Source organism: Coleofasciculus sp. B1-GNL1-01 (assembly GCF_040220235.1).
In the GTDB taxonomy this organism is placed as follows: domain Bacteria; phylum Cyanobacteriota; class Cyanobacteriia; order Cyanobacteriales; family Coleofasciculaceae; genus Coleofasciculus.
In genome coordinates this window covers 24,917-46,764 of record NZ_JAVJTO010000021.1, presented here as the reverse complement: position 1 = coordinate 46,764, position 21,848 = coordinate 24,917, and the positions used below count along the sequence as shown (strand labels likewise).

The 21,848-nt window shown below is 47.1% G+C and carries 23 protein-coding genes; 12 read left to right on the top strand and 11 right to left on the bottom strand.

Going from position 1 to position 21,848, the window contains the following annotated elements:
* Positions 1 to 30 precede the first annotated feature (30 nt).
* From arsC (RID53_RS04990) to RID53_RS04980, 3 genes are all read left to right on the top strand, one after another.
* A complete protein-coding gene (arsC, locus tag RID53_RS04990; protein WP_446387070.1) occupies positions 31 to 438 on the top strand; it encodes an arsenate reductase, glutathione/glutaredoxin type in 408 nt (135 codons plus the stop codon).
* A 95-nt stretch (positions 439 to 533) separates the two neighbouring features.
* On the top strand, positions 534 to 929 hold the full coding sequence (gene arsC / locus RID53_RS04985; protein ID WP_446387069.1) for an arsenate reductase, glutathione/glutaredoxin type: 396 nt from the start codon (positions 534 to 536) through the stop codon (positions 927 to 929).
* Positions 930 to 1,318: 389 nt separating this feature from the next.
* Positions 1,319 to 2,101 (top strand): DUF6816 family protein, encoded by a 783-nt coding sequence (locus RID53_RS04980; RefSeq protein WP_446387082.1) that lies wholly within the window; start codon positions 1,319 to 1,321, stop codon positions 2,099 to 2,101.
* Here the strand turns inward: RID53_RS04980 and RID53_RS04975 are convergent.
* Positions 2,078 to 2,248, bottom strand: coding sequence for a hypothetical protein (locus tag RID53_RS04975; RefSeq protein ID WP_446387068.1), 171 nt, complete (start codon positions 2,246 to 2,248; stop codon positions 2,078 to 2,080). The two genes, RID53_RS04980 and RID53_RS04975, sit on opposite strands and share 24 nt — an antisense overlap.
* 387 nt (positions 2,249 to 2,635) lie before the next feature.
* On the opposite strand from RID53_RS04975, the gene arsS reads away from it, so the two are divergent.
* Positions 2,636 to 3,631, top strand: a complete 996-nt coding sequence (gene arsS, locus RID53_RS04970) for an arsenosugar biosynthesis radical SAM (seleno)protein ArsS (RefSeq protein WP_446387067.1) — start codon at positions 2,636 to 2,638, stop codon at positions 3,629 to 3,631.
* Between the two features lie 92 nt (positions 3,632 to 3,723).
* Here arsS and RID53_RS04965 read toward each other — a convergent pair whose 3' ends face one another.
* From RID53_RS04965 to RID53_RS04940, 6 genes are all read right to left on the bottom strand, one after another.
* Positions 3,724 to 3,960, bottom strand: a complete 237-nt coding sequence (locus RID53_RS04965; protein WP_446387066.1) for a hypothetical protein — start codon at positions 3,958 to 3,960, stop codon at positions 3,724 to 3,726.
* Positions 3,947 to 4,843 (bottom strand): ROK family protein, encoded by an 897-nt coding sequence (locus RID53_RS04960; RefSeq protein ID WP_446387065.1) that lies wholly within the window; start codon positions 4,841 to 4,843, stop codon positions 3,947 to 3,949. The genes RID53_RS04965 and RID53_RS04960 overlap by 14 nt, the downstream gene beginning before the upstream one ends.
* Before the next feature lie 65 nt (positions 4,844 to 4,908).
* Positions 4,909 to 5,454 carry a hypothetical protein gene (locus RID53_RS04955; RefSeq protein ID WP_446387064.1) on the bottom strand — a complete coding sequence of 182 codons (546 nt, stop codon included), beginning with the start codon at positions 5,452 to 5,454 and terminating at the stop codon, positions 4,909 to 4,911.
* 257 nt (positions 5,455 to 5,711) lie between these two features.
* A complete protein-coding gene (locus RID53_RS04950; RefSeq protein WP_446387063.1) occupies positions 5,712 to 6,593 on the bottom strand; it encodes an ABC transporter permease in 882 nt (293 codons plus the stop codon).
* Entirely contained in the window at positions 6,590 to 7,027 is a 438-nt protein-coding gene (locus RID53_RS04945) for an NUDIX hydrolase (RefSeq protein WP_446387062.1), read from the bottom strand. The genes RID53_RS04950 and RID53_RS04945 overlap by 4 nt, the downstream gene beginning before the upstream one ends.
* A gap of 47 nt (positions 7,028 to 7,074) precedes the next feature.
* Positions 7,075 to 7,470 carry a hypothetical protein gene (locus tag RID53_RS04940; protein WP_446387061.1) on the bottom strand — a complete coding sequence of 132 codons (396 nt, stop codon included), beginning with the start codon at positions 7,468 to 7,470 and terminating at the stop codon, positions 7,075 to 7,077.
* Positions 7,471 to 7,667: 197 nt separating this feature from the next.
* Here RID53_RS04940 and folD point away from each other — a divergent pair, with 197 nt between their 5' ends.
* From folD to RID53_RS04925, 3 genes are all read left to right on the top strand, one after another.
* The gene (gene folD, locus RID53_RS04935) at positions 7,668 to 8,546 is read left to right on the top strand and encodes a bifunctional methylenetetrahydrofolate dehydrogenase/methenyltetrahydrofolate cyclohydrolase FolD (protein WP_446387060.1); all 879 of its coding nucleotides are present in this window, start codon (positions 7,668 to 7,670) and stop codon (positions 8,544 to 8,546) included.
* 276 nt (positions 8,547 to 8,822) lie between these two features.
* Positions 8,823 to 9,752, top strand: a complete 930-nt coding sequence (crtE, locus tag RID53_RS04930) for a geranylgeranyl diphosphate synthase CrtE (protein WP_446387059.1) — start codon at positions 8,823 to 8,825, stop codon at positions 9,750 to 9,752.
* Between the two features lie 125 nt (positions 9,753 to 9,877).
* The gene (locus RID53_RS04925; protein ID WP_446387058.1) at positions 9,878 to 10,339 is read left to right on the top strand and encodes a divergent PAP2 family protein; all 462 of its coding nucleotides are present in this window, start codon (positions 9,878 to 9,880) and stop codon (positions 10,337 to 10,339) included.
* Positions 10,340 to 10,364: 25 nt separating this feature from the next.
* On the opposite strand, the gene RID53_RS04920 is transcribed toward RID53_RS04925, so the two are convergent.
* Together RID53_RS04920 and RID53_RS04915 are read right to left on the bottom strand one after the other, a co-directional pair.
* A complete protein-coding gene (locus tag RID53_RS04920) occupies positions 10,365 to 10,694 on the bottom strand; it encodes an MgPME-cyclase complex family protein (RefSeq protein ID WP_446387057.1) in 330 nt (109 codons plus the stop codon).
* 182 nt (positions 10,695 to 10,876) lie between these two features.
* Positions 10,877 to 11,614 carry a pyridoxine 5'-phosphate synthase gene (locus RID53_RS04915; protein WP_446387056.1) on the bottom strand — a complete coding sequence of 246 codons (738 nt, stop codon included), beginning with the start codon at positions 11,612 to 11,614 and terminating at the stop codon, positions 10,877 to 10,879.
* 563 nt (positions 11,615 to 12,177) lie between these two features.
* On the opposite strand from RID53_RS04915, the gene RID53_RS04910 reads away from it, so the two are divergent.
* From RID53_RS04910 to RID53_RS04890, 5 genes are all read left to right on the top strand, one after another.
* Complete coding sequence (locus RID53_RS04910) at positions 12,178 to 14,820, top strand: terpene synthase family protein (protein ID WP_446387055.1); 2,643 nt, start codon at positions 12,178 to 12,180, stop codon at positions 14,818 to 14,820.
* A gap of 333 nt (positions 14,821 to 15,153) precedes the next feature.
* Entirely contained in the window at positions 15,154 to 16,563 is a 1,410-nt protein-coding gene (locus tag RID53_RS04905) for a family 2B encapsulin nanocompartment shell protein (protein WP_446387054.1), read from the top strand.
* Positions 16,564 to 17,255: 692 nt separating this feature from the next.
* The gene (locus RID53_RS04900; protein WP_446387053.1) at positions 17,256 to 18,656 is read left to right on the top strand and encodes a family 2B encapsulin nanocompartment shell protein; all 1,401 of its coding nucleotides are present in this window, start codon (positions 17,256 to 17,258) and stop codon (positions 18,654 to 18,656) included.
* 35 nt (positions 18,657 to 18,691) lie between these two features.
* Positions 18,692 to 18,838, top strand: coding sequence for a DUF4058 family protein (locus RID53_RS04895; RefSeq protein WP_446387052.1), 147 nt, complete (start codon positions 18,692 to 18,694; stop codon positions 18,836 to 18,838).
* Positions 18,839 to 18,854: 16 nt separating this feature from the next.
* Positions 18,855 to 19,055 carry a hypothetical protein gene (locus tag RID53_RS04890; RefSeq protein WP_446387051.1) on the top strand — a complete coding sequence of 67 codons (201 nt, stop codon included), beginning with the start codon at positions 18,855 to 18,857 and terminating at the stop codon, positions 19,053 to 19,055.
* Positions 19,056 to 19,122: 67 nt separating this feature from the next.
* Here RID53_RS04890 and RID53_RS04885 read toward each other — a convergent pair whose 3' ends face one another.
* The gene (locus RID53_RS04885; RefSeq protein WP_446387050.1) at positions 19,123 to 19,560 is read right to left on the bottom strand and encodes an endonuclease domain-containing protein; all 438 of its coding nucleotides are present in this window, start codon (positions 19,558 to 19,560) and stop codon (positions 19,123 to 19,125) included.
* A gap of 183 nt (positions 19,561 to 19,743) precedes the next feature.
* Positions 19,744 to 21,597, bottom strand: a complete 1,854-nt coding sequence (locus tag RID53_RS04880) for a hypothetical protein (protein ID WP_446387049.1) — start codon at positions 21,595 to 21,597, stop codon at positions 19,744 to 19,746.
* Between the last annotated feature and the right edge of the window lie 251 nt (positions 21,598 to 21,848).

Genomic DNA, 21,848 nt, shown 5'->3' with positions numbered 1-21,848 from the left:
ACTCATTATCCTTCATGCTGTTATTGATCCATGAAAAGAGTGATTTTTGTCTGTCAAAAAAACGCTTGCCGTTCCCAAATGGCAGAAGGGTTTGCTCGCTTTTTAGATGAGAATCGGAAATTTTCCTTCGCCAGCGCTGGACTGGAAGCGAGTCAGGTTCATCCACTGGCGGTTCAGGTTATGGCTGAGGTGGGTATTGATATTAGTCAGCACCAGTCTAAACTGTTGAGTGATTTCAATGCTGAAGACTTTCCGGCTGTGATATCGATGTGTGACTGTGGTAAAGATTTACCGGAGGAGTGGTTAATAAAGGAAACTTTCTACGAGTGGCGATTAGATGATCCCCATGATGAACCGATAGAGATATTTCGCCAAGTTCGCGATGAAGTGGAAAGACAAGTCAGAGCCTTATTGTTATTTCTGAATATTAAGGGATAGAGAGGAATAGCGGTGATTTTTTTGAACTTTGTTCCGACTCGTGCCTCAGCGATTGAATTGTCGTAAACCAACAAAAATTAGTATCCAGGATTACCATGAAACACGTTATGTTTGTTTGCAAAAAAAACTCCTGTCGTTCCCAAATGGCAGAAGGATTTGCTCGCAAGTTAGGAGAGGGGAAAGTTGCAGTGACGAGTTCGGGTTTGGAGGCGTCTGAGGTGAATCCTAAGGCGGTGGAGGTGATGGCGGAAGTTGGTATTGATATCAGTGAGCAAACGTCTAAGCCGTTAAGTGATTTTAATCCTCAAGATTATAATGCTGTGATTTCTCTGTGTGAGTGTGGGGTAAATTTGCCTAAACCTTGGGTATTGCGTGAAATATTTCAAGATTGGCAATTGGATGATCTGGCGGGTGAACCGATAGAGACGTTTCGGCGAGTACGAGATGAGATTAAGCAGCGAGTTGTTAAGCTAATTGATGAATTAAGTTGAGGTTGAGCCTAATATTTGTAGGGGCACGGCATTGCCGTGCCCTTACCGTTTGTTGAGGAAATTTATTTTTAATGGATGTTTGTTTCAATCCCTGGTAGGGATTCAGGGGCATTCCAAGTGCAGCCTCTCAGAACCTATACTGTATTTGGTTTTCAAGGTACGATTGCGACAACCTCCTTAACAGCAAAAGAGGCGGCAAACCCTGACAGGATAAAGGATACAGCCTCAAATTTAGACTCGCCTGAAAAAACACCTACAGGTTGTCGCATCTAACCGAGAAATTGGCATGATTGGGCAGAAGTTCACTGGCGAGGTATCCTACTGTGAGTGCGATCGCACTCTCTCTTATTCACCGATACCAAGCAACGATCAACTTAGTTGTGGCAATTATCCCCAGACTCATAGGATTAGGCTTAATTTTAGTCTACTGGTTTTGGACAAATCCAGCCCAAGCCGGACAACTTGCCGATCGCGTGGCGCAGTTTCCCGATTGGCAAAGTAAACCCCCAGTAACGGCGGCGACGGGGGATTTGGTTTATCCCGATTGGATGGAGGGAACTTGGAATGTTACCAGCACCCTCGTCGAACAAGTTGCACCCTTAGCGCCAGAGATAGTCACGCCGGGATTTGAGAGTAATCGCCGCTATTTAAATCAACCAATCCAGTTTCAGGTACGGTTTGAACGGGTGGATCAAGTTCAATCCAAATCTCGCGATCGCATCATACCGCTTCCCCAGCAAACCGAATCAGCGATTGTGGCGGATCGAGAATTTAATGGCTTAAATATCGCCCAAGCCTATCTCGGTAATGACGCCATTCGTTCAGTTAAGGTTGATCCGGCGTCTGTAAATCGCCAAATAACCGAATTGCGATCGGGACGCCAACTTATCTCTATTGTCACAGGTCGAAACACAGAAACCCCCAGCCGCGATCGCTTTATTGCGACAGAAGTCACTAACCAATATTTTCGCGGTATCCAACAACCCTATTTAAATCAGGTGGAAACCACAACCGCTTATCATCACTTACCATCACCGGATTCCGGAATTGAAGCATGGCAAATCACCGCGATTTACCTTTCCCCTCAAGATCCTGATTATTTTAAGGCGTTAGATCAACCCGTCGCCTTGTATCGGTATCGACTCCAGTTAAATATCCCATATTGCCATTAGAGTGCCAGGATTTGCTGATGATTTAATCCACCGACACGCTAATTTTTTCTTACTCAGAGGATTACCATCCATCAAGAAAGCTTTGCCTGTTAATCTAGAACTATCATAAATCGCTTCTTTGCGGGATTCTTCTTTCACTCCTTTCATGGTTTCGCTCCTGAGTTAATGGCATGAATTAACCCAACCTTAACCTGTTATTTAAGCGTTTTGGTAAAGCGGTAATGAAGGTTGAACTCAAAACGGTGAAGCTTTTATTTTTTGTTTTCAAAGATTATTGATAAGTAGTCGGACAAAAGAAAACGGCACTGCACTAAGTTTTGTAAACACCCCTCAAACCCTTACAAAGGACGTAGCTTACTTCTCACTTGCGCGAGTATGACGAATGACGAATGACTGATTCTCAGCAAAAACTCATTGAACTCTTGTTTAATTAATCTGGGTCAGACTAAATGATTTATTATAGACTCAGCTAGCCGATATGAGTTTGGCTAGTCAGATGCTGAAGTCAAGATACATTTCCAGAGATTTAACGTAATGACACAGACAGCCACATTAGCGGTAACACCGTTTCGCCAAAAACTGAGTACACCTTTAACTAAAAACAAAATTACGGTTCTGCAAATCAATCTGGGGAAACGCTGTAATCTCGCCTGTACCCATTGCCATGTAGAAGCCGGACCTAAACGCACGGAAGAACTAACCCCGGAAATTTGTGATCAACTTATCGAACTGATTCATCGTTTTCCGCAAATCCAAACCGTTGATTTAACGGGGGGGGCGCCGGAAATGAATTATGGGTTTAAACCCTTAGTTGAAGCAGCGCGGGTAACGGGTAAAGAAGTCATTGTACGGTCAAATCTAACCATTTTCTTTGAACCGGACTTTCAGGATTTACCCGAATACTTTGCCCAGCATCAAGTGCGCGTGGTTGCCTCGCTTCCCTGCTATTTAGAGGATAATGTGGATAAAATGCGGGGGAAGGGAGTTTACAATGATTCGATTTGGGCAATTCAACGGTTAAATCAATTGGGGTATGGGAAAAATCCGCAGTTAATCCTGGATTTGGTTTATAATCCGGTGTTGCCTGTGAGTGAAGATTTTTCCTTAACGCCGAATCAGGTGAAGTTGGAACAGGATTATAAACGGTTCCTTAAGGAAAATTTTGATATTGAGTTTAACCAGTTGTTTACGATTACCAATTTGCCCATTGGCAGAACCAAGTTTTATATGCAACGAACCAAGCTGTATACGCCGTATCTGAAGTTTCTGGAAGATAATTTTAATCCGACGACGGTGGAACATTTGATGTGTCGGAATGAACTCTCGATTGATTATCGAGGAAATGTTTACGATTGCGATTTTAATCAGATGGAAGAGATTCCGGCTGAGTCTGGTACTGGGGAACCCTTAACTGTGAGTAAGCTATTAGCCGCAGGAAGCTTAGATATCATTGACGAAATTCGCACAGCGTCCTATTGTTACGGTTGCACCGCCGGGTGTGGTTCGAGTTGCGGTGGTGCTTTGACTTGAGAGAACAGGCATGAAAATACTTGAGCAGCCTCGTAGATATGATGAAGCGGGAAGCTGGGGAAGCTGGGGAAGCTGGGGGAAATATTAGCTGTTCAGCTTGACAAATGACCAATGACAAATGACCAATGACAAATGACCAATGACAAATGACCAATGACAAATGACCAATGACAAATGACCAATGACAAATGACCAATGACAAATGACCAATGACAAATGACCAATGACCAATGACAAATGACCAATGACAAATGACCAATGACAAATGACCAATGACAAATGACCAATGACAAATGACCAATGACCAATAACAACTCATAATTCATCATTTCTCATTTGTAACGCTAATTTAGCCGCCCCAACCATTCCCGCCTGATTCCCTAGGGTAGCTGTCAGTAACTGTAAACCTGTACGAGAACTCGGTAACACTCGACGTTCAATTTCTGTCCAAGCCGCCGGGAAGAAAAATTTGGCACTTGCACTAACTCCACCCCCAATAATAATCGCTTCTGGAGTGAGGACATAAATCAAACTCGCTAATCCTGCACCTAAATCCCGTCCGTAATGGTTCCAAAATTCTAACGCCTTTGGATTGCCTTCATTTGCCAAAATCCCCAGTTCAGTCGGTTCTTTTCCGGTACGGCGACGAATTGCCCCAATGGACAGATATTGTTCCAGAGACCCTTGATTGCCACTATTACAAGGCGGACCTTCTGGATTTAACGTGATTAACCCCAACTCCCCGGCTGCGCCCTGATGACCGACAAAGAGTTTCCCATCTAGAATAACTGCACCACCAACGCCAGTACCCAACGTCAGCATAATCAGATGGCGAAACTGACATCCTGCACCTAACCAAGCTTCACCTAAACCCGCGCAATTGGCATCATTGGCGATAATCGTCGGACAACCTGTTTTAGCTTCTAACCAATCCGCTAAGGGAATATCATGCCAATCGTTGAGATTAATCGCCACTCTAGCAATCCGTCCGGTTGCATCTGCAGGTCCGGGAGTACCCACACCAATGGCAATCACGCTATGGTTGGTATCAAGTTGTGCGATCGCGTCTGCCATTACTTCAACCACGGCTTTTGGAGTTGAGGGTTGGGGCGTCGCCACGGTTAACGATTGGGTGCAAGTGCCATCTTTCTGGAAAAGTCCCAGCTTAATCGCGGTTCCACCTAAGTCAATACCAATTACATCATTTGTCATTTGTCATTTGTCATTCGTCATTCGTCAGGTAACGGGGAACGGGGAACAGGCTATATTAAACCATACTAATCAGCAATGTTGAATGAATTCCAAAACGCTTGGAAGTCTTGTTCAGCGCGGCGATAATTGGCTTCTTTCTGTTCTAAAGCAGCTTGAGTAATTTCGCCATCTTGGAATTGTTTCTGGGCAAGTTCAAATTCGAGTTTAGCAATCTGATACGCTTGTTTTTTCAGCGTGCCTTCTACAGAACCCAGCCAGTTAGAAAAACCGAGATGCTGCGTTTCCCAGTCAGTATGACCAATTTCCGCCATTTTGCGATCGCCTAAAATGGGTTGGCTGGTTTCGGTTAACTCCTGGAAGCTGGACAGGGCATTTTTAATTTGTTGAACAATACCGAGGGAGTTGGAGAGAGAAAAGCGTTCATTTAGGGTATAGTCAACGGGTTCATCGGGGTGAACAGGAGAGAGGGATGGGTTATTTTGAGATATATTAGCGGGTTGAGGCAGTTGGGCAACGGAACTTGTCCACCAAAACCCTGCACTAGCCAGGGGAATGAGTAGTAACCCACTCATGGCGGCGAAACGTATAGACTTGGGTTGGATAAATTTCATAGAAATTGGCTGGTAGAATTCCCAGCTTTGAAAACTTATGTCTTCATTATTCGACGAGAATGAGATGATTTCCGGTTCCTGGGAAAGTTTCGACCCTTCGCTGCGCTACGGAACCTGATTTGTAGGGGTGGGTTTAGGGACTTTCTTGTCGCTATTGATGATAACGTTGGTGCAAAACCCGCCCTGACTAAGGTTTAGCGTAACTACCTCCATCTCCCCCATCTCCCCCATCTTCCCCATCACGCCCATCTCCCCCATCACCCCTCTCGCCCACGGGGATTAATAATCTCCGTTAACCCTTCTCCCAATAGCGATAAACCAACTACCATTGATGTCATCGCTAAACCAGGAAATAACGCTGTCCACCAAATCCCTGTCGGTAAAGCATCCAGCGCTTGACGCAAATCATGTCCCCATTCTGGGGTTTCTTCTGGGAGTCCCAGTCCCAAGAATCCCAATCCACCTAAAATTAAAATAGCGTCAGCCGCATTGAGGGTAAATAACACCGGGACGCTTTGAATCACATTCAGAAACAGATAACGGGAAAGAACCCGCCCAGGAGAAGCCCCCATCGCTTGCGCGGCTTCGATAAATAATTCCGTTTTGACGCTAACGGTATGGTTACGGACAACGCGATAATATTGAGGAACGTAAGAAATACTCAGTGCGATCGCGGCATTGAAGACGCCTCGCCCAACTACAAAAGCTAAGGTAATCGATAACAGCAATCCTGGCAAGGTATAGATCGTATCCATCAAAAATAGCAACACCCGATCTAATCTACCGCCGAGATACCCACTAATTAACCCCAAGGGAACACCAATAATTAAACTCAAGCTGGTTGCTAGAATCACCACCTTTAACGCCGCTTGAGTACCAAATAAGGTGCGGGAGAAAACATCATACCCTTGGCGTGTCGTACCGAACCAGTGTTCACCACCGGGAGGTTCGTGAATCGGGTTAATCAAGGATGCGGTGGGATCTTGCAGCCATCCCCATGCTTGAAAAGCTGGGGCGAAAATAGCGATGAGGATGAACACCAAGGTGATAATTATCCCCACCGCCATCAGTTTCATCGAAAGGCTGGCATATCGGCTAAAACGTAAAAGATGAGACAATCGCAGTCGCGTCAGGGTCATTGGTAAGGTTTCCTCGCCAAGAAATCTAATAAAATTGTCTGGTGAGGTTGCCCTAGAGGACGTACCTGACCCGCTACTTCCGAATAAGCCTGACCTGCCTTTATATCTTCAGGCGTCAATAAACCCAGATCCCAGCCTTCTTGTAGTACCAATTGATTCAATTCCACCGTTAAAGGGGCGTGGAATATATGACGAATGACGTGGGCATCATTATAGCAATCAAACGTCGCCAATTGGGGGGGAGAATAGGAAATTTCTTCGAGTAATTCTCGCCGCATCCCCACCTCTGGCGTTTCTCCGGGTTCAAGATGACCGCCAAAGAACCCCCAGCACCCTGGATAAAGAATACCAGGGATATCGTTCCTAAGCTGCATCAGGAACCGTCCCGAACGGTAGAGAATCGCGATCGCGACTTCAATGGATTGATTCTTCATTATTCACTGCTTATACCCTGTTGTTGTAACTGGCTTCTGATGACAAATTATTCAGCCTTCCGTTCGATCTGTTCGGTTTCCTGAAGATAGAGTTCACCCATTTCCTGTCCACCGATGGGAATACTTTGAAATTGTATCTGTGCGCTAATTAAAACTTGGTCACCCACATTGGGAAGGTCTTGATTACTCACGACCCAAATTTTGCCCGTGGTATCCTGTACTTGATAAGCCCCGGAGTTCAGAAAGGGTGCTTGGCTAGTCACTTGACCTTGAAGGTAAACCACGTCTGTGGCATTCTGATTAGATTGAATCTCACTAATCGCGGTGATATCTCCGGTATAAGTGCTACCCATACCATTGGAAGTACCCAACAGGGGGACATTGCTACAACTGACCAGTCCTCCCCCAAACAGCAAAGCACACATTGGCAGGAGATAAAACATAGTTGACCTTTGGCGGGTGGGAATTGACGAGCAAAGGCGTGAGCGATGGTCGTTTTGAGCAGACATTGCCATAACTGTTCCCCACGCTAAACGGTTTACATCCTGGTTATAGCTTAGATGCTTGAGAATTGAATACTGGGCAGTGACACCACTACCCGTACAATAATCAAAGTCCTTTGATGTCTTTCAACCTGCCGATGAAATCTGTTTACCCTCAGTTACTGGATGGCAAAGCCCTGGCTCAACGCATTCAAGATCAGCTCAAAACGGAAGTAGAACGGCTCAAATCAAAATACGGACGCCCGCCTGGATTAGCGGTGCTAATGGTCGGCGATAACCCCGCTAGCGCCGCCTACGTGCGGAATAAAGAACGTGCTTGTGCCAAAGTGGGGATTGCCTCCTTTGGACAACATTTTCCGGCTGATGTCTCTCAATCCGAGATCGAGAAAACTATTCATCGCCTCAATCAAGACTCAAACGTCGATGGTATCCTCCTGCAACTTCCTTTACCCGAACACCTAAATGGTGTTTATTTACTCCACCAAATTGATCCTGATAAAGATGTCGATGGACTGCATCCCCTAAATTTAGGGCGTCTGGTGCGAGGTGAAACGGGACTGCGTAGCTGCACGCCAGCCGGAGTGATGCGCCTGTTGCGGGAGTACCAGATTGATGTAAACGGAAAACATGCTGTTGTCGTGGGGCGGAGTATTTTAGTAGGCAAGCCAATGGCGCTAATGTTACTCGAAGCTGATGCTACGGTTACGGTTGCCCATTTGCGAACCCAAAATTTGCCTGAACTGATTCGTCAGGCGGATATCTTGATTACTGCTGCCGGATGCCCTAATTTAATTACTGCTGATCAGGTTAAACCGAATGCCATTGTGATTGATGTGGGTATAAATCGCGTCACCGATACTCAAGGAAAATCCCGTCTCGTGGGTGATGTGGATTTTGCCGCCGTTCGGGATATGACTCAATTTATCACCCCGGTTCCTGGTGGCGTTGGACCGATGACGGTAACGATGTTATTGCATAATACTCTTTTGAGCTATCAAAAACAACTGAGAAGCTGAGAACCCCTTGGCTGGTCAGAAAAGGATGAAAGGGAATTAAGGGCTTAGCCCATTGTGTCTTTATTGTCAACAACCAGAGGTGATTACACATTGTACAAAACAATTCATGAGTCAGATTTACACCCCAGCAGAAAACCAGTGTTAACACAGCAACAGGGAGAGGCATTCCCCTGGGAAACGAGAAGCCCACGCTATACCTTCACCTCCAAGAGCAAAGGATTAGGGTAGCGCTGGCTAGTTCACGACCATGAAACGACGATTTTAAGGAATAATGGCATGGTAGCAACAGATGGGCGACCTTCCCCCAATGGGGAATCCCCAGCCTTTGATTTATCAACCTATTTAAAAGAGCGGAAAGCTCAAGTGGAGGCAGCTTTAGACCGTTCTTTGCCCCTAGGTTATCCGGAAAAGATTTATGAGGCAATGCGCTATTCCCTCTTAGCTGGAGGGAAACGGTTACGTCCGATTCTTTGTCTGGCAACCTGTGAACTGATGGGTGGCACGATGGAGATGGCAATGCCAACCGCCTGCGCCCTGGAAATGCTCCACACCATGTCGTTAATCCATGATGACCTTCCCGCTATGGATAACGATGACTACCGTCGGGGTAAACTCACCAATCATAAGGTTTATGGTGAGGATATGGCGATTCTCGCTGGCGATGGTTTGCTGGCTTATTCCTTTGAATATGTTGCCACCCAAACCCAGGGAGTTCCAGCCGAGCGGGTGTTGCGGGTGATTGCTCGTTTAGGTCGGACATTGAGCGCGGCTGGATTGGTTGGGGGTCAGGTGGTTGATTTGGAATGTGAGGGAAAATCGGATATTCAAGCGGAAACTCTCAATTACATTCACACCCATAAAACCGGAGCGTTGTTGGAAAGCTGTGTTGTCTGTGGTGGAATTTTAGCGGGTGCAACCGATGCGGAGATAGAACGTCTGTCTCGCTATGCACAAAATATTGGTTTAGCGTTCCAAATTATTGATGATATTCTGGACATCACCGCCACTCAGGAGGAATTAGGCAAAACGGCTGGAAAAGACCTGCAAGCCCAGAAAGCCACCTATCCTAGCCTCTGGGGACTAGAGGCTTCTAAAGCTAAAGCTCAAGCGTTGATTGAAGATGCCAAAGTCCAACTTGAACCATTTGGGGAACGTTCTCAACCCTTAATTGCTCTGGCTGATTTTATTACCGCACGGACGTATTAGTTTTTTATCAGGGAATAGGGAACAGGGAGCAGGGAACAGGGTATTCAAGAGCAATTCCTTGTAATGGGGTGATTTGTAACTGCTCAAACATCCGTTGATCAACAACCAATTTTAACTGAAACACGATGCAGGATTTTGGCAATATCCTAAACAACCAGGTCCTACTGGTTGCGCTGATTGCTTGTTTAGTGGCTCAACTCCTTAAGCTACTGGTCGAGTTAACAAAAGATCGGAAATTTAATATCCGCACCTTGGTGACGACTGGCGGGATGCCTAGCGCTCATTCAGCCCTAGTTACCGCCCTGGCTGCGGGTGTGGGACAAACAATGGGATGGGCGTCTCCTGATTTTGCGATCGCGACGATTTTTGCTGTGATTGTGATGTATGATGCTGCCGGGGTTCGACAAGCGGCTGGCAAGCAAGCTCGTATCCTGAATCAAATTATTGATGAGTTATTCCAAGAAGGCAAGGAGTTTAATGAGGATCGCCTCAAAGAATTGCTGGGACATACCCCCTTTCAAGTGATTGTGGGTTCAATCTTAGGGGTACTGATTTCTTGGTTAGCTGCCCCAGCTTATTGTTTTTAGGATTGGGGTTGACGGAAATCCTCGTTTATGATATGGATGCTAGGGACGCGATCGGGTCAGGAATTGTATCCGATGGAGCCTTAAATTCTCCAGTTTTGACGAATTCTAAGCGCAGCTTTAACCAGGTGATAAATTTGGGGTTGGTTGAAATAACAGCGACGGCGGGTTTAGGACAGTCTTGTTTGACTGACGCCATTTCTGGTGCTTCTAAAAATGCGGGTTGTTTGACTAGCCAAAAGTCAATTTCTTTTCCTTTATCTTGGTAATCTTTGGTGCGTTCTCTGAGAACTTCTTCAAAGGGTTCTTCTTCAAGTAAGAAGCGCTGACTGGCGACTAGATAGTAATAGGTTTGCATCGTTTTAATTGGGTGATTGGGAACGTTTTGAGTGTGTAGGGGCGGGTTTCACGGCTATCATCTCTTTTTGACCCAGATGTGACTAAACCCGCCCCGATAAGCGTGAGAGCGTTTTGGGTTTTGCTCCTTGGCTGCGCTCGAAGGCATGGTTTATTGGGTTAGACTTAAGAAATTGCGTTTCGCTATTGATGATAACCCTCTACCCTTCCCCCCATTACTTGTTTCATCTCTCGAACGGCTCGTTCTAATCCAACTAGCGACGCTCGTGCGATGATGCTATGACCAATATTAAGTTCTTCCATACCGGGTAAACAAGCCACTGGGTAAACATTCCAATAGGTTAAACCATGACCTGCATTCACACGCAACCCAGCCGCGATCGCATCTTGGCATCCTTTGGCTAACAGATCCAGTTGCGTTTGGCGACTGGCTTCGTCTTTGGCTTCTGCATAGGAACCTGTATGCAGTTCAATAAACTTAGCGTTAATTGCCGCCGATGCTTGGATCTGGGCAGGATCAGCATCGATAAATAGACTAACGGGAATCCCGGCATCTTGCAACTGAGTCACCACTTCACCCAGGCGGGATTTTTGACCCGCAATATCCAATCCTCCCTCGGTTGTGACTTCCTCCCGCCGTTCTGGAACTAGGGTAATATAATCCGGTTTAATATCGAGTGCGATCGCGATCATTTCTTCTGTTGGTGCCATTTCCATATTTAAGTGAGTTCGCACCGTCTGACGCAAGAGTCGGATATCCCGATCTTGGATATGGCGTCGATCTTCCCGCAGGTGGGCAGTAATCCCATCCGCACCCGCTAATTCAGCTAACACCGCCGCCGCCACCGGATCGGGTTCCACAGTGCGCCGCGCCTGTCGAATGGTGGCGATGTGGTCAATGTTGACGCCAAGGGTTAGCACTCGTGTTTTTCTCCTGATACCGTTTTCTCTACAGCCCTTTATTGTATCTGAGTAGGGGTTTGGTTCCCAAACCTTTACCTGTTCCCCTATGGTCTGTTCAATTAAGCACAAAAGGGCAATGGGCTTGGAGAAAATTAACAATGTTTTAACGTCAAAACGCCACAGCTGAACCACGTTGCCCAACTGGTTAAGTTTTATGACAAAAAAATTAGACTCAATGATTTGAGATACTATGGCTACTGAGATAAAAATTAGGTGTTTTTTTCTGGTGATTATCAGCCATTAGACGGGTTTTAGTAATTTTGTACTAAGCGATAGCATAATCATTTATTTAAAGAATCAGTGTTACTTTAAAACTGCCTAATTGAGTCAAGCCAGCCTAACTAGCTAGCTGTGAACCAATCGAAACCGTGCTAATCGCCAGTTTTGGCAGGTTTTTTATGAAGTGTTGAAGACAAGGTATAAGACGACTATCTTATATCAAAATTTACTATAGCTATCCAATTCATTGAACTTCCACCCAGGCGTAACAACAATTTTCAGCAAATAAGCGTAAATGAACAATGACATCAAGCCAGCTACCCTTTGAATTACCGGATTTTTATATGCCTTGGCCCGCGCGTGTGAACCCCAATGTACAGGGGGCACGCCTACACTGCAAGGAATGGGCGTATCGGATGGGCATCCTCAGCTCGGATGAGGATACCGTATGGGATGAAGAAACCTTTGAGGCGATGGATTTCGCCGGCTTTGCCGCTGCCACTCACCCAGATGCACCGGCACCGGAGTTGGACTTACTCAGCGATTGGTATGTTTGGGGGTGGTTTGTCGATGACTACTTTCCGCGAACATTCGAGGGTGGAAGTTCAGATATAAAAGAGGCAAAGGCGTATTTGACTCGACTGCTGTCCTTTATGCCCAGCGATCTAGCCACTCCTATACCGGAGTCCCAGAACCCGACTGAATACGCCCTAGCAGATCTGTGGCCTCGTACCGCACCAACGATGTCAGTGCAGTGGCGACAGCGGTTTGTTGAACACATCCGAGTCATGGCAGAAGCCAACCTACGAGAACTGTTCAACACGGGCAATAACCAGGAGTGGATACTCGATCCAGTTGAATACATCGCGCTGCGCCGTCAGATAGGCGGGGTGTTTTGGTCGGCCGACTTGGTCGAACATTCCCTAACGGTTGAGATTCCACCAGAGCTCTATGACAAGCGACCGATCCAGGTACTCAATGACACCTACGCGGATAGCGTCGGTCTACGCAACGATATCATTTCCTACCAGAAGGATATTGATGACGGCAAGGTCAATAACTGTGTAGTGGTCGCGGAACACTTCTTCAACACGGAGATCCAGGAAGCTGTTAACGTCGTCAATGACTTGGTTACTTCACGACTATTCCTGTTCGAGAATACCATGACGGTGGAACTACCCCCACTATTGGATGAGTATAGGTTGGATAGTGAGGCACGATACCGGGTATTTCGCTATGTGAAAGCACTGCAAGACTGGATGGCTGGGGATCTGGAGTGGGAACTCCGACCCGGAGGTCGATACCTACCCGCCGAATCGAAAAAGGAATCGGCACTCGGAGGCCCCAAAGGCTTGGGTACGGCAGCTGCGCGTATAGGCTTATCGCCGGCGGCGATGGGACTAAGGGTAAGAACTTATAATTATATTCCTTTCCAGACGGTGGGAAAAACGCCCCTACCCGAGTTTTATATGCCCTTTTCGACAAGATTGAATCCGCACCTAGAAGAAGGGCGACGGACATCTAAGGAATGGGCTTACGAAATGGGAATGATCGGTATTCCTGGCATCAGTTTCTGGGATGAACAGAAGTTTGATGCGATCGATGTGGCGTTGATGTCTGCATTAATTTATCCGGATGCTCCCCAAGCTGTCTATGAGCTGGCGGCAAAAGGCCAGGTTTGGGGTTTTTACATTGATGGTGTATTTGAGGGACGCTACTTAGCGACCCGCAACATAGTGGGGGGTAGAGTGTACCTGGCTCGACTATTGGCATTGATCGCTAGCGACTCTGGTCCGATGTTGATGCCAACTAACCCATCGGAACGTGGTTTAGTGTATCTATGGCAGAGAATGACTTCTTTTTTGTCTGCCGAGGACAAGGAGGAGATGAGGGGCTCCCTCGTAAAAATATTTGAAAGTTGGGCGTGGCAACTTGACCACCAGGCACAAAATCGTATCCCCGACCCAATCGATTATATCGAGACAAGCGGCAAGACATTTGGTTTTGATTTCGTGATGCTCTTGAACCAAGGTGAGAAAATGCCCCCTGAGCTTTATGACACTCAACTAGTACAAAGCATGCATAAAGTGGCTGCCAATGTTTCTGGTTTAGTCAATGACATCGTATCCTATCAGAAAGAAATGGAATCTGAAGGCATACTCTTCAATAGCGTGTTGATCACTCAGCATTTTCTTGACTGTGATGTAGCACAAGCGGTTGAGATTGTTAACAACCTGATCACGGCGCGGGTGCGTGAGTTTGAACACATCGTCGCCACCGAACTCCCAGCGCTCTGTGAGGACTTTGACTTAGATGCAAGGAATCGCGAGCTGCTCTTTAGCTATGTTGAACAACTACAGATCATGATGTCTGGTCTGTCCAAATGGTTCTTGGGTTCCGACTACTACAAAGAATTTGAATTTAAACGAGATCCCAGCCCCAGGAACTTGTTCAATGTGCCTACCGCTTTAGGTTGTTCAGCCGCACGGATAACATCGTTGTTGAGTTCGGTCGGTATTCCCCAGCCAGACACCGAGGCGGAGCCAGAGGTGGAGAGTTTACCTAGTCTTCCCACAGGATTAGGCACCTCAGCCATGCAGATTGCCGCCAGTTTAGCTGAGACTCCCCAGCCAGAAACAGAAGCGGAGCCAGAGGTGGAGAGTTTACCTAGTCTTCCCACAGGATTAGGCACCTCAGCCATGCAGATTGCCGCCAGTTTAGCCGAGACTCCCCAGCCAGAAACAGAGGCGGAGCCAGAGGCGGAGAGTTTACCCAGTCTTCCCACAGGATTAGGCACGTCAGTGATGCAGATTGCCGCCAGTTTAGCCGAGACTCCCCAGCCAGAAACAGAGGCGGAGCCAGAGGCGGAGAGTTTACCCAGTCTTCCCACAGGATTAGGCACGTCAGTGATGCAGATTAGCTCATTGTTAGGACCCAAAAGCTGATTTGGCGAAATTACGGGTATCAAAAGTCAAAACTCTGGCTCAAACCTAATTTCTGGAGAGGTCTATGGTCTTAATCTAGTCAAGGTCTGTAGGGCTTTCTTGGTGCGATTCGTTTCGGTGAAACCATAAGGAGGAACCGGATGCTGAAGGGGTAATCCATAGGATTGAGTTCGCACTTTAATCCCCCAACAGCACAATTCAAATTCCATACAGGTGAGGAAATCTAGTCAAGCTAAAAGCACCCAGCCGCAAGCAAAGACAACTAGAGGTAATAACCATAATTGACCAAAAGTTCACCAAACATTAACTAACATTAACCAAAGGAAAATCATCATGACAGATGCAGCCAATACGCCCCTAGACAATCAAAATGATCAACCGCAGTTGAGCTTAAACACAGCCGCCGCCCGGAATTTGGCAACCACCACCAAAACCAAGCCCCAGATGCAGGGCATTTCGTCACGGTGGTTGTTAAAAATGCTGCCCTGGATACAAGTCGTCGGTGGTGCCTATCGGGTGAACCGTCGGTTTACCTATACCGTTGGCGATGGGCGCGTCACCTTCACCAACGTTGGGGCTGATATCCGCGTGATTCCCCAAGAACTGTGTGAACTGCCATTGTTGCGGGGGTTTGCGGATGAAGAGATACTCTCTGCCTTAGCTGACCGATTTGTGCAGCAAGAATTTGCCGCCGGTGATGTGATCATTCAGGCGGGTCAATCCGCTAACCAGGTCATCCTGATTGCCCATGGTAAAGTGAACGTAATTGGACCTGGAAAATATGATGATGAAGTCGTCTTAGGGGTGCTGGCTGACGGCGATCATTTTGGTGACCAAGCCGTCGTGCAGTCGGAAGATACTTGGGACGTTACCCTACAAGCAGTGACTCGCTGCATTGTTTTGTCACTACCAGAAGAGGCGTTTCGGCAGTTAGTTAGTCAGTCCGAATCATTGCAGACACAGGTCGATCAATACCGCGCTAGCCTGAGCAAACCCCAGAGCGCCGAAGGGGAAGCCTTAATCGATTTATCTGCAGGACATCAGAGTGAAACCCCATTGCCTGGAACCTTCGTAGATTATGAAGTCGCTCCCCGTGAGTATGAGTTGAGCTTGGCTCAAACGGTGTTGCGGGTCAACTCGCGAGTGTCTGACTTGTACAACGAACCGATGAATCAGACTGAGCAGCAATTGCGGCTGACGATTGAGACATTGCGGGAACAGCAGGAACATGAACTGATTAATAACCGCGACTTTGGGTTGCTGCACAATGCAGACCTGAAGCAGCGCATCTTTACCCGTAGCGGTCCACCCACCCCAGATGACCTGGATGAATTAATCTCCATTGTCTGGAAAGAGCCGAGCTTCTTCCTCGCCCACCCTCGCGCGATCGCCGCCTTTGGTCGGGAGTGCAACCGTATGGGACTCTATCCACACCCTGTTCCCATGGGCAACAGCTCTGTACCAGCTTGGCGCGGTATCCCCATCTTTCCCAGCAACAAGATTCCCATCTCCAACACCCGGACTAGCTCCTTCATGTTGATGCGTGTGGGAGAAGCGAACCAAGGTGTCATCGGTCTCCACAAAACCGGTATCCCCGACGAATACCAACCCAGTCTGTCTGTCCGGTTTATGGGCATCAACGAAAAGGCGATCATCTCCTACCTCGTCAGTGCCTACTACTCCACCGCCGTCCTCGTCCCCGACGCCCTGGGCATCCTTGAAGATGTCGAAGTCGGTCGTTAGGAAGAAGGTGAGAACGCTGTCTACCGAGAGCTAATTAAGGGGCAAGTCGGGGCGGGTTTTACAGATAACTTATGGCAACAACTTTGTCGGGGCGGGTTTATTCATATCTGGGTGCAACCCGCCAATGATAGTAGTAAAACCCGCCCCTACATTCAACCCGCCCTTTTCCGGTGGCGATCGCTATCAGCCGAGGGAGCAGGAACCCCGTCGCTAAAAATTAGAAGGGGCAAGGGTTGTGGCTTAAGTTGACACCCATGGTGGGCAGTGCCCACCCTACGGTATATCTTTTTGTGAGTTACGAGCAGTATGGAGTATTAAATTGTAAGCAACCCCGGTCTAAAGACACGGAGCAAAAGCCAAATAAGTTAAAGCTGTGCTTACCAGCCTAAGTCTTAACTGACTACGTTATCGGCAAGTGTTTAAGACCTACCAGTAAATGCGTAGCTAGTTTACTGCTCTAGAACCGAAAAGTTAAACAGTTTTAAGGTCACTGAAACAGTGCTTTTTGGATAGTTACCGACCGATAACATTGGCGAAGCTAACTTTACCCGAAAGGAGACTGAGGCAACCCTACCTCATCGGAGGGGCAACCATACCCCTCCACCCCCGAAAGGGGTATGCGGTTAAAACCGCTATCGCGTGTTCATCCCCGGTCTCGCATACACGGGGTTTCCCACAACGAAGGAGTTTTTATGACAGATGCCGCCAATTTGCCGGTTGAGAGTGAACAGCCGCAGATGAGTTTGAACACAGCCGCCGCCCGGAATTTGGCAACCACGACCAAAACCGTGCCGCAGATGCAAGGGATCACCCCACGGTGGCTGTTGAAGATGTTGCCTTGGGTGCAGATCAAGGGGGGTGCTTATCGGGTGAACCGTCGGTTACGCTATACCGTCGGGGATGGACGAGTCAGCTTTACCAACACGGGCACCGACGTGCGGGTGATTCCCCAATCCCTATGTGAGCTACCCTTGCTGCGCGGGTTTGACGATGTTGAGGTGTTAAATGCCTTAGCAGACCGATTTGTGCAACAAGAGTTTGCCGCAGGTGACGTGATTGTCCAGGCGGGTCAACCCGCCGATCGCGTGTTACTCATTGCTCACGGTAAAGTCAACAAGATGACACCGGGAAAATATGAGGAAGACGCTTTACGAGATGTACTCGCCGACGGTGACCATGTTGGGGGTCAAGAAATGGTTGAGTCCCAGGAGAGTTGGAATGTCACTCTACGGGCGGTAACAAGTTGTACAGTATTATCCCTGCCGATTCAGGCATTTCGGCAGTTACTCAACCAGTCCGAGGCGCTCCAGGCTCAGGTCGATCAATTTAGAGCCAGGTTGAGACAGCCCCAAGACAAACACGGTCAAGCCGCGATCGCTATATCAGCAGGACATCCGGTGGAAACCGAATTGCCAGGGACGTTTGTGGATTACGAATTAAAACCGCGCGAGTATGAGTTGAGTGTGGCTCAAACCATTTTGCGGATCAACACCCGCGTGGCTGATCTGTACAATGAACCCATAAATCAGGTTGAGCAACAGTTACGGCTGACGATTGAGGCGTTGCGGGAACGGCAGGAATACGAATTAATTAATAACCGCGAATTTGGATTGCTGCACAACGCAGCCCTCAAGGAGCGTATTTTCACCCGCACCGGTCCACCCACCCCAAATGACCTGGATGAACTCCTCTCTCGGCGGAAGAAGTCGAAGTTCTTCCTGGCTCACCCCCGCACCATTGCTGCCTTTGGTCGGGAATGTAACCACCGTGGCATTTATCCCCAGACTGTTGAGGTAAACGGGCAGATGATCTTCGGTTGGCGTGGCGTTCCCATCTTTCCCTGCAACAAAATTCCGATTACGAAAGCCAATACGAGCTTCATCCTCGCACTCCGCACCGGTGAGGAGAATGAAGGGGTGGTTGGCTTACACCAAACAGGTATCCCTGATGAATATCAACCCAGCCTATCCGTCCGGTTTATGGGTATCAACGAAAAGGCAATTATGTCTTATCTAATCAGCGCCTACTATTCCGTGGCTGTTCTTGTCCCTGACGCACTGGGTATCCTTGAAGACGTTGAAATCGGGCGCTGAGCCAAGGAGGCGATCATTATCATAGAACTACCCAAATGATGCCTTCGCCGTTTCCAGGGATGAATCCCTATCTAGAGAATCCCGAATTTTGGTCGGAAGTCCATCACTTGCTGATCAGTATCCTGGCTGAGATGTTGAACCTTAACTACTCCCCAAATATCGAGTTGCGATCGCGAAACTAAAGGTAAAAATACTGGATTGACTGAATCAGAACGCTATGAGTTATTAGTTTTAATGTCAATTTATCAAATTGGTCAAGTCAGAAAATCAGCCGGATTAGCTGAAGCCGTTCGACGAGGATTAAAAAGTCCTTTATTATACGCGCCGATCACTCCTGCTCACTTTTGCCACTCCGCCGCCTACAGCACCTTCCCTTCCAGGGGAGGACGGGAGGGGTAAAAAGCCGGATGCCACTCTTGTTAATTCATCATCGATTAAGCGTTTATAACTGCCGTAGTTGCTCAAATCATAGAAAAAGCCGTGATGCATTTAACCCCCCCAACCCCCCCTTGCTAAGGGGGGCTAATACACTCTTTTCTTGCCTCAATCCTATAATTCTATGTCTAATAACTTCACACACACTTGATAGGTTGATCTGTACATCATCATTAATAAATCGCAGAAAAGTAATTCTAGTTGACTCGATAAACTGTTGTCTTTCTTTGTCGTATTCTGGCACTCCTGTTTGAAAATGACTATCTCCATCTACTTCGATTGCTAATTGTATTTCTGGACTGTAAAAATCAATGATAAACTGAGCAACACTGTACTGTCGCCTAAACTTACACCCTTCTATCTGCTTGCCTTTTCGATGCGACCACAGAAGTTTTTCTGCAGAAGTCATATTCTGGCGTAATACTTGTCGTTTTTTCTTCTCAGAGGTTCTGTTGTAAAGTTTAGTCATAGTTGATTGTAAGTTTTCACTTGTGTTTTTTCAGTTCCGGGGGGGTAAAAAGGTCTATTGTTCTAAACTACTCCCCAATGGACTTTGAATCAACCCACAGCCAACCCTGTATATTGCCTCACTAAAGGTTCATGAAACGCAAAGTTGTTGGTAACCAGCTTGTTTGAGTGGCTAAACCCGCCCCTAGAATTGACTTATACAAGCCGTTTGTAACACTACAAATCTCTCCATCTGAAACACCGAACAATCCTCCACTACCCCAGCTAATGCTGGAGTGATTCCCTGAGTTAGTCTCTCTTGCGCCTCTAAAGTGACAGGTTGATAATCTCGCAGCCAATCATGATTGGCTAGATACTCTGGCGTGAAGGCAGTTTGGTCTAATAACCAAAAGTCTACTCCATAGCGTTGAATAAACTGTTTCACTTCCTCTAAATTGGGACTGTACTGGGCTTGAATTAAGTCAATTGTGCGTTGGCGAAATTGGCGATAATACCCCCAATGATAAGGAATCGCATATTCCCGCCCCACTAAAATAGAGCGTTGGGCAAAGGTGGGTAGGTTATCTGCCTCTTCTGATACTGAAGCAATTAAACTATCTTTGGGTTGCTGTTGGAAGAATTGATACAAAGCAGGAAAATGACCGTCTTTGTATTTGGTTAAGGGAAAGGGTTCAACTAAGTAGGGATAGAAAAGTAACGCTGCGGTGATAAAGCTAAGGGTTAGGTAGTGGTAAATTCTGAGTTTTGAGTAGGGGCGAGTTTCTCTATTATCATTTCTTTTCGCCCTGCTGTCACTAAATCTGCCCAGAGACAGGATGATAGTTTTGAGTTTTGCCGGATGGCAATCTATTCTCAAAATAGCATCAATAACAATTGTTAAAACCATCCCGGCTGATACGGATAAAAGAATGCGAAAGCTATGTTCGGTATAACGACTGGGAAGATGCAGGTTAAATAGGAACAGATGGGCAACGATGAACATTAAGATAGAGGCACAAAAGATTTGAGTTAATACTTTTATCTGAGGGGAAATCGATTTAACTAGGGGGAATGAGTTGGGATATCGGATGAGAATGGGTAATAGTATGCCTAAGGCTAAAGTTGCGGGTCTAACGAAGCCTACGTCTAATACACCACTGCGGGGACCCAGGAACAAGAAATACCAGGGATTATTACTGAAAAAATAACTGCGTCCGGTTCCCCAAAATTCTGGTAATTGTTTGGCTTGAGTGGCGGTAATGACTGGATCGAATTTTCCGGGGATGAGGGCGTAGCCGGAAATGGCGATTATTGTGAGGATTAGACCTATTATTGATAGGGAATGGGGGGGGAGTTGGAATTTTTTTGGGAAACGCAGAGGGGCGCAAAGGTAAGCGCAGAGGGACGCAGAGGTTCGTAGAAGTGATTTTTTTGTGGTAAAGAGTTGTAGGATGAATAGGGCGGCACAAATTAATAAGTATTGGGGATAGAATAGGGCGAGTAGGATTATTGTGGTTAGGCAAGGCAGTAGAGATTGGCGTAGTAAGTAGTATAAGAAGGCGAGAAATAGGGGGTAAACAAAGGCTCTGGGTGTAGCTGAGATTAGATCGTCTTTCAGCCAAAGACTTTGATTGAGTAGTACTGTGGTGATGAAGCCAGCCGCAGGTACGGGTAAGAGTTGGAGGGATATGCCAAAACAGTAGCCTGTCGCGATCGCGCCGAGAATGGGTGGTAGGAGTTTGTTGAAGAGAAAGGGATGAATGCCAAAAGCGGCGGCGATGCGGTATATGGTAGTATATCCGACAGGAGCAACGGATTGGAAATAATCGGCGATTAAGTCATGGGGAAATAATTCGCTATCAATGAACCGTTGCATCCAAAAGACATGCTGTCGGGCATCATCTTGAACGATATAGGCATGACTAAATGCTTCTCTCAGGGCTAACCCACTGTAAATCGCGGTGATGGTTAAGCTTAAACTGAACCAAAATACAACGTGAACCGTTAACCCTGTTGATCTAGGTTGAGTTAAAAACTTTTGCAGAGGTTGACGTCGCATAAAATGGTAAAGGTTTAAGCCCGGTTATTGGTTGCTGTTAGGGCGCACGTCAGTCATCCGTGTCAACTTAAGGTGAAAACTTTTCCCTGTAAGACGAAAGAATTTCGTCGCCTTAATCTTAACCCCCCTTAATCTCCCCGGTGCTTTGGGGGGAAATGTTCCCTCCCCGTCGATTTGGGGAGGGTTAGGGTGGGGTAGAGTCAAGGTATTGCTTGGGTTTTCCGCTTAAGTTGACACCAATGCACGGAGCG

Excerpts from the sequence above, each read along its gene's own strand:
- arsC (WP_446387070.1), top strand. The coding sequence starts at position 31 with ATGAAAAGAGTGATTTTTGTCTGTCAAAAAAACGCTTGCCGTTCCCAA.
- arsC (WP_446387069.1), top strand. The coding sequence starts at position 534 with ATGAAACACGTTATGTTTGTTTGCAAAAAAAACTCCTGTCGTTCCCAA.
- RID53_RS04975 (WP_446387068.1), bottom strand. The coding sequence starts at position 2,248 with ATGAAAGGAGTGAAAGAAGAATCCCGCAAAGAAGCGATTTATGATAGT.
- arsS (WP_446387067.1), top strand. The coding sequence starts at position 2,636 with ATGACACAGACAGCCACATTAGCGGTAACACCGTTTCGCCAAAAACTG.
- RID53_RS04965 (WP_446387066.1), bottom strand. The coding sequence starts at position 3,960 with ATGATGAATTATGAGTTGTTATTGGTCATTGGTCATTTGTCATTGGTC.
- RID53_RS04960 (WP_446387065.1), bottom strand. The coding sequence starts at position 4,843 with ATGACAAATGATGTAATTGGTATTGACTTAGGTGGAACCGCGATTAAG.
- RID53_RS04955 (WP_446387064.1), bottom strand. The coding sequence starts at position 5,454 with ATGAAATTTATCCAACCCAAGTCTATACGTTTCGCCGCCATGAGTGGG.
- RID53_RS04950 (WP_446387063.1), bottom strand. The coding sequence starts at position 6,593 with ATGACCCTGACGCGACTGCGATTGTCTCATCTTTTACGTTTTAGCCGA.
- RID53_RS04945 (WP_446387062.1), bottom strand. The coding sequence starts at position 7,027 with ATGAAGAATCAATCCATTGAAGTCGCGATCGCGATTCTCTACCGTTCG.
- RID53_RS04940 (WP_446387061.1), bottom strand. The coding sequence starts at position 7,470 with ATGTTTTATCTCCTGCCAATGTGTGCTTTGCTGTTTGGGGGAGGACTG.
- folD (WP_446387060.1), top strand. The coding sequence starts at position 7,668 with ATGAAATCTGTTTACCCTCAGTTACTGGATGGCAAAGCCCTGGCTCAA.
- crtE (WP_446387059.1), top strand. The coding sequence starts at position 8,823 with ATGGTAGCAACAGATGGGCGACCTTCCCCCAATGGGGAATCCCCAGCC.
- RID53_RS04925 (WP_446387058.1), top strand. The coding sequence starts at position 9,878 with ATGCAGGATTTTGGCAATATCCTAAACAACCAGGTCCTACTGGTTGCG.
- RID53_RS04920 (WP_446387057.1), bottom strand. The coding sequence starts at position 10,694 with ATGCAAACCTATTACTATCTAGTCGCCAGTCAGCGCTTCTTACTTGAA.
- RID53_RS04910 (WP_446387055.1), top strand. The coding sequence starts at position 12,178 with ATGACATCAAGCCAGCTACCCTTTGAATTACCGGATTTTTATATGCCT.
- RID53_RS04905 (WP_446387054.1), top strand. The coding sequence starts at position 15,154 with ATGACAGATGCAGCCAATACGCCCCTAGACAATCAAAATGATCAACCG.
- RID53_RS04900 (WP_446387053.1), top strand. The coding sequence starts at position 17,256 with ATGACAGATGCCGCCAATTTGCCGGTTGAGAGTGAACAGCCGCAGATG.
- RID53_RS04895 (WP_446387052.1), top strand. The coding sequence starts at position 18,692 with ATGATGCCTTCGCCGTTTCCAGGGATGAATCCCTATCTAGAGAATCCC.
- RID53_RS04885 (WP_446387050.1), bottom strand. The coding sequence starts at position 19,560 with ATGACTAAACTTTACAACAGAACCTCTGAGAAGAAAAAACGACAAGTA.
- RID53_RS04880 (WP_446387049.1), bottom strand. The coding sequence starts at position 21,597 with ATGCGACGTCAACCTCTGCAAAAGTTTTTAACTCAACCTAGATCAACA.